Raw genomic sequence first — 11,750 nt, 5'->3', positions numbered from 1 at the left:
AGTGATTCTAAATGGTCAAACTATACCAGAAATTCCCTGATACACAAGTTTTAACTACTAAAGGTCCAATAGACTTCTATAAGGACGTATTTGGAAAAGGAAAATGGCTATTCCTATTCGCACACCCAGCTGACTTTACTCCAGTATGTACTACAGAATTTGTAGCGTTCTCACAGAAGTATGAAGAGTTCAAAAAATTAGGTGTTGAACTAATAGGAATGAGCGTAGACAGTGTTTACTCCCATATACAATGGCTAATGGATATTGAACAGAGATACGGTGTAAAAGTTCCGTTCCCGGTAATAGCTGACCCTGATAAGAAGTTAGCAAGGATGCTAGATGCGTTAGACGAAGCCTCAGGTCAAACGATAAGGGTTGTAATTCTAGCATCTCCAGATGGTATAATAAGGTTTGTAGCCCAATACCCGCTGGAGTATGGTAGGAATATTGACGAATTATTAAGAATAACTAAAGCAGCTATAGTTAACTATAAGGCTAAGGTAGTTTTACCAGCTAACTGGCAGCCTGGGCAAGACGTCATAGTTCCTCCTCCACCAGTATTTGATGAGGCTGAAATGAGGGTCAAGTTACCCAATGCAAAAGCATGGTACTTACTCTTTAAGAAATACGAAGAATTACCTCCTGATCAAAGGGTCTAAATCTATTATAACTATTTTTTTATTAGCTGGAAATGCTACGTTATATACTCGTGTTTTCCCAATTTCGCCGTAAGTAGCTTTAGCATAATGGGCATGCCCGTGAATAGCTAAATCAGGACTGCACTCAGTGGTTTCTAATATTCTATAACCTAAATTTGGGTAGATACTTTTTCTTTCGCCAAAAACTGTTTTAAATGTAGATGCATAGTGAGTTAGCAAAATCTTTATATCTCCTCTAGCTTCACATAATAATTTTTCTATTTTTTCTCTCCTTTTCTCATATATCTCTTCAGTAATCCCGTGGAGTTTCTGCCAATTCGTAGGTTTTTCTAAAACTCCCTCGCTCCCTATTATATCTATTTCCAAATTTTGTGCTTCTAATGTTAATTTTTCATCTTCTAACCATCTTATTTCATTAAAAAATTTCTTATAATACTCTCTTTTATCTGTGAAATCTTCATTTCCAAAAACTGCAACAGTGGTGTACTTCTTTAGCATATCGTATATGGGCGTAAAATGTTTATATTCACCCCGTTCACATAAGTCGCCTGCAAGGAGAAATAGTGATATTTCAAGTTCTCTAATTTTGCTAAAGGAGGCAAAGAATTGTGTAAGGTATTTCGGTGAATGCAGATCCGAAGTGGCAGCTATTAGCATTAATTTATATTTACTCCTAACAAATAGAAAAGTATTGTGAAACTTGAGGGTATCGCTGATTTACCTCTCCATGAGGGAAAAGTACCGCCTTGGTTAGCTTCTATAATGAAAAGGTTATCCAAGGCTATAATTGATGTGATGATTATAGAATGGGGAGAAGATAAAGTCCTAGAAAGGTTATCTAATCCTTTATGGTTTCAAGCATTTAATAATGTTATTGGTATGGACTGGGACTCTTCAGGTTCTACCACCGTGACCCTAGGTATACTTAAAGAAGTTGTCAGTATAAATGAGGAAGGTTTTGTAGTCTTAGGCGGTAAAGGTAAAAACGCGCTCAAAGTACCTGAAGAGTTAAAGGCTTTAGGGAAAAATATGAATCTAGATGTAGAGAAACTAGAAAGAGCGAGCAGGCTAGTAGCTAAAGTAGATAGCGTGCTAGTACAAGACGGCCATACTCTGTACCACCATTCGATGTTAGTCACGAAGAACGGGAAGTGGGCCGTTATACAGCAGGGAATGAATTTGAAGACAAGGTATGCAAGGAGATATCATTGGTTTGAAGTTGAAAGGTTTTCAATAGAACCACACCGAGGTATAGCAGGGGTGAAGCAGGATATAGCTATTAATGCAGTAAAAAAGGAGAAGGAAAATACGAGAAAAGTCGTCTTAGACCTAGCTAGAGAAAAGCCTTCAAAGGTCATTTCACAAATAGAACTTGCACAAAAATTAATAAGAGGTCAGACCACTCTATTTTCTCATGCTTTTAATATTAAAATATCTGATCAAATTAAGGCAATTTATATGAGGCCAAACGATTTAAGGAAAGTAAAGAATGTCTTGGAGGTCATATATGATAATAGCCCAAATAACATAGAAGAAATGCTGTTAAGCGGACTAGGCCCTTCTACGGCTAGGGCACTTTATCTGGTTGCGGATTTAATATATAATGAACCGCCTTCTTACGAAGACCCAGTTAACTTCCCTTATGAGCCGTTCAAGTACGCTTATGCAATAGGCGGAAAGGACGGAGTGCCATTCCCGGTCAATAGAAAGGTCGCATACGAGGTAATTTATACGTTAGAAGATATTATTGAAAAAATAAAAGTGGAAAAGAAAGATAAAGAGTTTGCTTTAACTAAATTAAAGGAGTTGGCTAAATATGGAGATAAAGAAGGGGCTTGAAGACGTTTATGTGAAGGAAACCGAAATTACGTATATAGACGGTGAGTTAGGAAGATTATATTATAGAGGATATTCAATTTATGACCTAGCAGAGTTCTCCAATTTTGAAGAGACTAGTTATCTCATATTATATGGGAAACTTCCGAATATATTTGAATATGAAAACTTCGTAAGGTCCTTAAAAGAATCTAGATCTATCTCTAATGGATTAAGGGAATTCCTAAAGAGCGTTAAGAAAGATGCGAATCCGATGGACGTGTTAAGGACTGCTGTGAGTATCATGGGCTTAGAAGAAAACACTCATGTTTACTCTATATCTGATCAAAGTATAGTTAATTTAATTTCTAAGTTCCCCACAATAGTTGCTTATTATATTAGGTTAAAGAGGGATCTGGAACCGGTCGAGCCAGATCCAGAATTATCTCATGCCTCTAATTTCCTTTATATGGTAAACGGTTCTAAACCTAGCGAAGAGGAGTCTAAGGCAATGGACGTTGCAATGATCTTGCATATGGATCATGAAATGAATGCATCGACATTCGCGTCTTTAGTAGTAGCGTCTACGTTATCTGATCTATATTCATCTATAATAGCAGGGATCTCGGCATTAAAAGGCCCTTTGCATGGCGGTGCAAATTATGAGGCGCTAAAGATGTTCAGAGAAATAGGTGACGTAGATAACGTGGAAAAGTATATCCTAACTAAACTTTCAAACAAACAAAGAATAATGGGTTTCGGGCATAGAGTATACAAGACTTATGACCCTAGGGCGAGGATACTGAAAACATATGCTAAGTTATTAGCTGAAAAAAAGGGCGGAGAGATAAAGAAACTGTATGACATTGCTGAAAAAGTTGAGGAAATCGGTATTAAATATCTGGGTTCAAGGGGTATTTATCCTAACGTAGATTTCTACTCCAGTATAGTCTTTTATTCACTGGGGTTTGAGCCTGAGTTCTTTCCAACAGTATTTGCATCTGCCAGAGTTACAGGTTGGATAGCCCATATTTTAGAGTACGTAAAAGACAACAAGATAATTAGGCCTAAGGCTTATTACAAAGGAGAGGTAGGTAGAAAATATATACCCTTAGACAGTAGGTAAACGTTAAGATATTTTAAAGTAATTTTTTAACTTGACCGCATGAGTTAGACTAAATGATTAAGTTTAAATTAAATAAAGAAGAAGAACTATTCAGCAAATTAGTGAAAATGGGAGAGGATCTAAAAACAGCTTGTGATAGTCTTAAACAACTGTTTATAGGAGCTTTAAACAATGAAGACGATATGATTAACTCCAGTCTAATTAAAATTAAGAGTATAACAGAAAGGATAGCTATGTCTAGGGAAGAAACTCTATCGATAATTTACGGTGGAGCGTTTTTACCAGATTTCAAAGAAGCTATGGTCATGCTTACACAATCCCTATATCAAACAAGCTCTGCTATTAAAGATTCGGGGAGAGCTATATCGTCCAGAAAACCAGCGGAAAAATGCTTAGTCAGTATGAGAGAAAGTATATTAGCTTACCTATCTACAATAAATGAAGCCTCAGAACGTCTAGTTGAGATGCTATCAAAGTTATCAAGTGATATCAACGAAGCACTAAAAGTCGGAAAGGAAATTCAGATGCTAGAAAGAAGCGGAGACGAACTAAAGGATATGCTCATTTCAAAGCTCTACTCTATGGAAAAGGACATAGATTTAATAACAATACTTCAAATGAGAGATGTAATTTTCTTCTTAGATGATATCCTGGATTTCATGGAAGATGCTACGCTAAGCATAGAGGTATTATATGCTACTCTAAAGTCCTAATATACTCCGTAAAACTCCATAAGCAGCTAGGCTTACAATTATGGCTAGTATAGGTGAAACTATCCATCCCTTAGCTATTTGCTTTAACTGTTTCTCCACATCATAACCAAAACTTCTAAGGCTCAGCCCTATAATTCCCCCCATAATAGTCTGGGTTATAGAGATTGGGATCCCAAATAGGGTGAAGACTTCTGATATTATATCACTTCCAATAAGTGCTGAAGACGCAGCAGTATATCCTAACCTGGTTATTCTGAAGCCCACTGTGATTACAGTCTTTCTAGAGCTTAAATAGATTCCTAAAGTAGCCGCAAGAGCGTAAAGTGGAGCAGTAATGTAGAACGGTTCAGTTATTAGCCCAGCAGAAATAATTATACCAATTGCATTGGCTCCAGTTACGAAAGAAGTAAAGATAGATGAGGCAATTAGACCGTACTTATAATATCTTATCTCCTTTATAAAATTCTTTTCGCCCGTTAGGGCCTTTCTCAGAAGGAAATACATAGAGAGTGAAGTCACGATCGCTATGACTGGCGAAAGTAACCAAGACAATACAGTAAAATCGAATTTACCCCAGTCGAAACCTATAGCGCCTCTAGCAATTAGGACTACTCCAGCTGTAGAAGGATAAATCATCTGGCTTAACGATGCTGGAATTCCTATTTTATTTAAGTAATAGAATGTTATAGTTGATGAAAATAATATTGAAGAAAGTAGAATCTCTAAAAGGATAAAATATCTAGAGTTTACCAGCCCGTATATGCTTGACTCCATGGTTACGCTCCCTATAGATGCACCTATAAAGAGAGATATAGCGTTAACTAGGTAGGAAAGTTTTCTTCTCAAGACGTTAGTAGATACTAAAATGCCTAATGCTATCGCTGAGTTATTTCCTCCCACTAAAAACGACGAGAATAAACCTACTGTGAATATAAAATATTCAAGCACTACTGAACTATTCATTAACATGCTTTGCTTCTAGCTCCCTAATATATGCTATTATTGCATCTCTAATTAAGTCGCTTCTATTACTATATCCCATAATTTTTACCATTTCATCTATTTCTCTGAGGAAATCTTCATCTAACTTGAAAGAAATTGTTTTAACGCTATTGAATTCAAGTTCATACGTAATTTCGTCTAACTTTTTGACGCCGTTCATAGGAATCATAATTCCCTATTTCTTTTATTCAGAAAAATCTTTCCAAGTAAAAGAGGCTAGTAATCTTTTTATAGTGATAGATAAACCTTATCGGGTTATTAGCTAGACCAAACGTAGAGAAAGCGTGAAAAAACCAAGTACCACTGGCTTAGTTAGTCGCAAAAATGCTTAAAATGGGTTTTGGGATAAATAATTAAATTTTAAAGATGGGATGCATCAACGTTGATTCGTTACCAGTAGACCAGAGGATAAAAGATATACTTAAAAATAGAGGTATCCAAAGGTTAAATCCACCTCAATCTGAAGCAGTTGAGAAAGGATTACTAGAAGATAAACCATTACTCATTGTATCGCCTACCGCGTCAGGGAAGACATTAATGGCGGAACTAGGAATGGTAAGCCACTTACTCAATAAAGGCGGAAAAGCGGTGTACGTCACACCTCTCAGGGCTCTGACGAACGAAAAATATGCCACTTTTAAGGACTGGGAACAGCTAGGACTGAAAGTCGCAATGACAAGCGGGGATTATGATACTGATGACTATTGGTTAAAAGACTACGATATAATTGTTGCTACCTACGAGAAACTTGACTCTTTATGGAGGCATAACTCTTCATGGCTTAAGGAAGTCGATTATTTTGTACTAGACGAGTTCCATTACATGAACGATACAGAGAGGGGACCGGTGGTAGAAAGCGTTGCTGTTAGGGCAAAGAGAAGAGGTATAGTCCTTGCATTAAGCGCTACAATAGGCAACTATGATAAAGTGGCGAAGTGGCTAAAGGCAGACGTAGTTGCTACTAACTGGAGACCGGTACCTCTTAAAGAGGGAGTCTTGTATACAAGTAACAAAAAGAAGGATTTTATAGTCTTGTATAAGGATGGCTCCAGTAAAAAAGTATATGGAGAGTGTCCCATAGTAGCTTATACTTTAGACACTGTAAGTAGAGACGGTCAAGTTCTGGTCTTTAGGTCTTCAAGGAAGTATGCTGAATCTACTGCGGTTAAAATTTCACAGTATATGTCATTAGTAAAATTAGACAATAAAAAACTCCACGAAGTGGCTCAAAAAGTAAAGGAAGTTGAAGACGCGGGGAGTAACGAAAAAGAGTCTTTATACAATCTCATCCTGAAAGGAGTCGCATATCATCATGCAGGCCTCTCTAAAGGGTTAAGGGACATTATAGAAGGAGCCTTCCGAGAGAGGATAATAAAAGTAATAGTTGCTACCCCTACCCTAGCTGCGGGTGTGAATTTACCCGCTAGGGCAGTAGTTATAGGCGATATTCACAGGTTTAATAGGAAAGTTATAGGGTTTACGGAATACATCCCTGTGATGGAATATAAACAGATGAGCGGTAGGGCCGGAAGACCTGGTTTCGACGAATACGGTGAATCGGTAGTGATTGTGAGGTCTAAGAGCGAAGTCGAGAAGATAACGCAGAAATACTTAAATTCAGATGTAGAACCATTAGAGTCTAAGCTAGGCTCAGAAAGCGCATTCTATTCCTTTATCCTCAGTATTATATCCTCTGAGCAAGGTGTTACAGAAAAAACGTTAAGCAGTTATGTCCAAGATACATTACTCCCTAAGGAATTAGCTAAGAAATATTACAAGCAAGCGATAAGTTGGTTAATGAGCAACGACTTTATTGGACAAAAAGACGATTACTTGGTTTTAACTAGGTTTGGAAGACGCATATCGGACTTATACCTCAACCCGTTCACGGCGGTCACTATAAAAGACGCCTTACTAAAGAGCGAGAAAGGATGCGAAATAGCTTATTTCCATTTATTAGCGTATACTCCCGATGGTCCTTTGGTGAGCGTAAGTAAGGCTGAAGAAGACGTTATTTTGGACGAATTAGATTGTGAACTTTTCATCGAAGAGCCCTATGACGAATTCGAACTCTCAAACTATTTATCTTCGCTTAAAGTAGCGTTTATAATGAGAGACTGGATAGAAGAAGTGGATGAAGACACGATATTAGGGAGGTACGGAATAGGATCGGGAGATTTAAGGGCAATTACAGACACTATGGACTGGCTAACTTATAGTGGCTATCATGTAGCTTCAGTGCTGGGCTTAGAAGAACATGAAAAAATACTGGAAAAATTACACCTAAGGGTTAAGGACGGGGTGAAAGAAGAGCTCATACCTCTAATAAGAGTATCTGGTATAGGTAGAGTAAGGGCAAGGCTTCTTTACTCTCACAGTATAAAAACACCGGAGGAAATACTTATGAACCCCGAAAAAGTAAAACAGTTATTAGGGCCTAAACTAGGCGAGAAAATTGTCAGAGAGGCTGCAAGAGCTATTACTTAGATTTTTATCGGGAGAAAATGAGTTTGAAGGCGATTGTGAGACCATAAGAAAATTTCTATTACTCGTGGAGGCGTTAGGCAGAAAGGGAAAAATAGAGAAAATAAACGATAACTTATGTTCTCTTATAGTGGAATATTCCCGTGCTTCTTAGGATACCTATATTCTCTCTTATTTCTTAACATTTCTAGAGCTGCTGCTATCACCCTCCTGGTGTCCTTAGGTTCAATAACGTCATCTACTAGTCCTTTCTCAGCTGCCCAATACGGGTTTGCAAACAGTTTCCTATATTCAGCTATCTTTTGCTTTATGAAGTCCTCCGGGTTACTTGCTTGCTGGATTTCCCTTCTGTACAGTATCCTTACTGCTCCCTCAGGTCCGGTTACAGCGATCTCTGCTGTAGGCCATGCGTAAACCAGGTCAGCACCTAAACTCTTAATGCTCATTGCGATATGAGCACCCCCGTACGACTTTCTTACGATCATCGTAATTTTAGGTACAGTCGCTTCAGCAAATGCGTACAGCATTTTAGCCCCGTGTCTAATTATCCCTTTATATTCTTGGTCAGTCCCAGGGACATAACCTGGTGTATCGACTAAACTTATCAACGGTATATTAAACGCGTCGCAGAACCTTATGAACCTCGCAGCTTTATCAGCTGCGTCTATATCAATTGACCCGCCGAACTCCTCTGGGTTATTCGCAACTATCCCTACTACATTTCCACCAATTCTTGCAAACCCGACTATTATGTTCCTTGCCCAGTGTTTATGAACTTCAAGGAATTCACCATTGTCAACGATCCTTGTAATTATCTCCTTCATATTATATGGTTTAGCTGGGTCATCAGGCATTATCTGGTCTACTCCACTTACGTCCCTGTCAATTGGGTCACCGGTATCCATGTAGGGTGGTTCTTCCATGTTATTTGAAGGTAAGTAGGACAGTAACCTCTTTGCTGTGTTTATTGCCTCCTGTTCGCTATCGACCATAAAGTGGACCACACCAGACTTTGTAGCGTGAACCGCTGCCCCTCCTAAATCTTGGAAAGTAACCTCTTCACCTAATACTACTTTAGTAATTTCTGGGCCTGTCACGAACATGTAGTAGGCGTCACCTTTAATCATGATAATGAAGTCAGTGAGTGCTGGTGAATACACTGCTCCTCCAGCAGCAGGGCCTGCCATTATGGTTATTTGCGGTATTACACCAGAGGCCATCACGTTATTTTTAAAGACAAGGCCATAGCCTTCTAGAGCCATAGCTCCTTCTTGGATCCTGGCACCTCCTGAATCATTAATCCCCACTACCGGTGCTCCTACCTTAAGTGCTAGTTCGTAAACCTTTCCTATTTTAGCCGCGTGGGTTTCCCCCAAAGTCCCTCCTATTTCCGTGAAGTCTTGTGAGTAGGCAAAGACTGTCCTGCCATCGACTTTCCCCCACCCGGTTACTACACCATCACCATAATATCTCTCCTTATCTAGGCCAAACTCAGTTGCCCTAGTAGTCGCAAATGTCATTACCTCGTTAAACGTTCCCTCGTCAAATAATAGTGCAAGCCTCTCCCTGGCGGTTAGCTTACCTTTAGAGTGTTGGGTTTTTATTCTTTCTTCTCCTCCACCTTTGTACGCTTTTTCCTTCCTTTGCTTTAACTCATCTAATAATTTTTCATATGCGGATTTTTCGGACGACATTTAGTTATTCACCTATACGCGTTTATCTTTACACACGGAGTTTTAAACTTTTATACATTTTAAACATTTCAAAAAATCTAATTACTTAATTATTAATAATAAATCTCCTTTCTTTACACCTTGTCCAGCTTTTACCATTATCTTTTGGACTGTCCCCGAAACGGGAGCCGAGATCACGGTCTCGCTCTTCATTGCCTCAATTGACAGTAAGGGCTGCCCCTTGTTTACTACGTCTCCCTCCTTTACTCTTACTTGGACAATCCTGCCTTGCATTGGTGATAAGACTTCTCCCTCCTTTCCTCTTATTAGTTCCTCTAACGACTTTCCTTCTTCTACTGCGCTCTCCGAGACCCTATCTACCTTGAAGAACGTCTCATCATCTATTATAATAAACCCTTTATCGAAGTAGACCCTGTGAACCTCTCCGTTAATCTTGAACAATAATTCTCCTTCTCTCCAACCTTGCCCTACATATTCTATCTCGTATTCTCCCAGTTCTGTCTTTATTTTGTCCTTATTACCTTGCTGGTCATAAGTCATTGTGGTAACGTCGCCTAAATCCGAAAAGACCCTGAGGATTTTCATTACCACATCACCCTATAAGAGGACTGGGCCATAACACCATAGGTTTTCCAACCTGAACTCTTCCTGGTTGGTGCTTGCTGCTGTGCAGCTTGTGCAGCCTTCTTCATATAACCCCTTTCATAAATTGCAGCCGCTAACGCAGCTTTCATGTCTTCTTTAGCCTTTAGGTATTTAACGAATTGGTCCCTCTTCTCTGAAATGTACGCGGTAGTGAACTTTCCTTTTATGAAGTCCTCATCTCTGTTTATCCACTTATACAGTTCAATAACAGTCTTAATCCCACCTATCTTGTAGTCATTCAGTGCCCTATTACCTGCTTGTATTGCATATTCTCTACTCTCGCCGTATACAATTAGTTTAGACACTAGAGAGTCATAATATGGTGGGACGTAGCTACCTTCTATTATACCGCTATCTACTCTTACGCCAGGTCCTGTCGGCTCCTTATAATAGGTAATATAACCAGAGCTACCGGTGAAGTCGTTTATGGGGTCTTCCGCAGTTATTCTGTATTCTATAGCGTGTCCCCTATACCTCTTATTTAACTCCTCTTGGGTAAACGGCAAATATCCGTCTACAGCAAGGTTTATCTGTAATTTAACTAGGTCAATTCTGAAGATCAGTTCTGTTACTGGGTGCTCTACTTGGAGCCTTTTATTTAGCTCTAGGAAGTAGAAGTCCCTAGTTACGTCTGAGAAGACCGTCTCGAAGGTTCCCAGTGTGTGGTACTTTATAATTTGACCGAACTTAATTATAGGTTCAAACATCTTTTCTCTGTCTTCCATCTTCAAAGCAGGTGAAGGGGCCTCCTCAATTAGCTTCTGGTTTCTCCTTTGTATAGTACATTCTCTTTCCCATGCTACTACGTAATTTCCGTGTCTGTCCCCAATTAACTGGAACTCTATATGTCTGGGGTTAACAGCAGCTTTTTCTATGTAAAGGTCTGCTTTACCGAAAGCTTGGTACGCTAACCTTTTATTCCTCTCCCAGACTTCCTGCAACTGTTCTGGAGTGTCAACTCTGGTTATTCCAGTACCTCCTCCTCCAAACGCGGCTTTTACCATTATAGGGTATCCTATTTTCTCAGCAAGCTTCAAAGCTTCGTCTAGGCTCTCAAGTGGTCCATCAGACCCAGGGGATATGGGTACGCCTGCCATTTTTGCTATCCTTTTTCCGTCTAACTTGCTTTTTATTGACCTCATAGCCTCTACTGAGGGGCCGATCCATGTCATTCCAGCTTTGACAACAGCTTCTGCAAAATCTGCGTTCTCTGAGAGGAAGCCGTAACCCGGATGTACTGCGTCAGCATGAGCTTTTTCAGCTGCGTCTATTATGGCTTGGATATTCAAATAACTCTGTAGGGAAGGTGCGGGTCCTATGTAATAGGCTTCATCAGCATATTTAACGTGTAAAGCATATTTATCGGCTTCTGAATACACGGCTACTGCCTTCATCCCCATCTCTTTAATTGCCTTCATTACTCTTACAGCAATTTCTCCCCTATTTGCTACGAGAACTTTATTAAATGGTGGCATTCTAAGTCATACTATTATTGTTTTAGGGGTTTAAAAGGTTTTAACTTTACAAATTGTTTCGTGTAAATTTAAAAAAGAAAGTTCAGTGCTCGCGCTTTGTCATCATGTTCAGTTCCCGGATTCCACATCATCAGAGA

At 39.2% G+C, this 11,750-nt stretch carries 11 protein-coding genes; 5 read left to right on the top strand and 6 right to left on the bottom strand.

Features of this window, described 5'->3' with window-relative positions; translation table 11 throughout:
* Positions 1–11 precede the first annotated feature (11 nt).
* Positions 12–659: a peroxiredoxin gene (locus KN1_RS08560; protein WP_221287087.1), complete on the top strand. Its 648-nt coding sequence runs from the start codon at positions 12–14 to the stop codon at positions 657–659.
* On the opposite strand, the gene KN1_RS08555 is transcribed toward KN1_RS08560, so the two are convergent.
* Positions 636–1,316, bottom strand: coding sequence for a metallophosphoesterase family protein (locus KN1_RS08555; protein ID WP_221287086.1), 681 nt, complete (start codon positions 1,314–1,316; stop codon positions 636–638). The two genes, KN1_RS08560 and KN1_RS08555, sit on opposite strands and share 24 nt — an antisense overlap.
* Positions 1,317–1,352: 36 nt before the next feature.
* Between KN1_RS08555 and KN1_RS08550 the strand changes: the two genes are divergently transcribed.
* From KN1_RS08550 to KN1_RS08540, 3 genes are read left to right on the top strand one after another with little or no spacing between them, the layout of a single operon-like run.
* Complete coding sequence (locus KN1_RS08550; protein ID WP_221287084.1) at positions 1,353–2,498, top strand: DUF763 domain-containing protein; 1,146 nt, start codon at positions 1,353–1,355, stop codon at positions 2,496–2,498.
* Positions 2,476–3,600 (top strand): citrate synthase/methylcitrate synthase, encoded by a 1,125-nt coding sequence (locus KN1_RS08545; RefSeq protein WP_221287082.1) that lies wholly within the window; start codon positions 2,476–2,478, stop codon positions 3,598–3,600. Before KN1_RS08550 ends, KN1_RS08545 begins: the two co-directional genes overlap by 23 nt.
* 53 nt (positions 3,601–3,653) lie before the next feature.
* Positions 3,654–4,313, top strand: a complete 660-nt coding sequence (locus KN1_RS08540) for a DUF47 domain-containing protein (RefSeq protein ID WP_221287080.1) — start codon at positions 3,654–3,656, stop codon at positions 4,311–4,313.
* On the opposite strand, the gene KN1_RS08535 is transcribed toward KN1_RS08540, so the two are convergent.
* Both KN1_RS08535 and KN1_RS08530 read right to left on the bottom strand, forming a co-directional pair.
* The gene (locus KN1_RS08535) at positions 4,302–5,276 is read right to left on the bottom strand and encodes an inorganic phosphate transporter (protein ID WP_221287078.1); all 975 of its coding nucleotides are present in this window, start codon (positions 5,274–5,276) and stop codon (positions 4,302–4,304) included. The two genes, KN1_RS08540 and KN1_RS08535, sit on opposite strands and share 12 nt — an antisense overlap.
* Positions 5,269–5,475: a ribbon-helix-helix domain-containing protein gene (locus tag KN1_RS08530; RefSeq protein WP_221287069.1), complete on the bottom strand. Its 207-nt coding sequence runs from the start codon at positions 5,473–5,475 to the stop codon at positions 5,269–5,271. Before KN1_RS08530 ends, KN1_RS08535 begins: the two co-directional genes overlap by 8 nt.
* 206 nt (positions 5,476–5,681) lie before the next feature.
* Between KN1_RS08530 and hel308 the strand changes: the two genes are divergently transcribed.
* A complete protein-coding gene (gene hel308, locus KN1_RS08525; protein ID WP_221287067.1) occupies positions 5,682–7,802 on the top strand; it encodes an ATP-dependent DNA helicase Hel308 in 2,121 nt (706 codons plus the stop codon).
* A gap of 122 nt (positions 7,803–7,924) precedes the next feature.
* Here hel308 and KN1_RS08520 read toward each other — a convergent pair whose 3' ends face one another.
* From KN1_RS08520 to KN1_RS08510, 3 genes are all read right to left on the bottom strand, one after another.
* Positions 7,925–9,493 carry an acyl-CoA carboxylase subunit beta gene (locus KN1_RS08520; RefSeq protein ID WP_221287066.1) on the bottom strand — a complete coding sequence of 523 codons (1,569 nt, stop codon included), beginning with the start codon at positions 9,491–9,493 and terminating at the stop codon, positions 7,925–7,927.
* An 81-nt stretch (positions 9,494–9,574) separates the two neighbouring features.
* Positions 9,575–10,078 carry a biotin/lipoyl-containing protein gene (locus KN1_RS08515; protein ID WP_221287064.1) on the bottom strand — a complete coding sequence of 168 codons (504 nt, stop codon included), beginning with the start codon at positions 10,076–10,078 and terminating at the stop codon, positions 9,575–9,577.
* On the bottom strand, positions 10,078–11,613 hold the full coding sequence (locus KN1_RS08510; protein WP_221287062.1) for an acetyl-CoA carboxylase biotin carboxylase subunit: 1,536 nt from the start codon (positions 11,611–11,613) through the stop codon (positions 10,078–10,080). Before KN1_RS08510 ends, KN1_RS08515 begins: the two co-directional genes overlap by 1 nt.
* Positions 11,614–11,750 lie beyond the last annotated feature (137 nt).

The sequence above is a fragment of the Stygiolobus caldivivus genome (genome assembly GCF_019704315.1).
Taxonomy (GTDB): domain Archaea; phylum Thermoproteota; class Thermoprotei_A; order Sulfolobales; family Sulfolobaceae; genus Stygiolobus; species Stygiolobus caldivivus.
The sequence above is the reverse complement of the archived record's forward strand: the minus strand, read 5'-3'. Positions and strand labels throughout refer to the sequence as shown.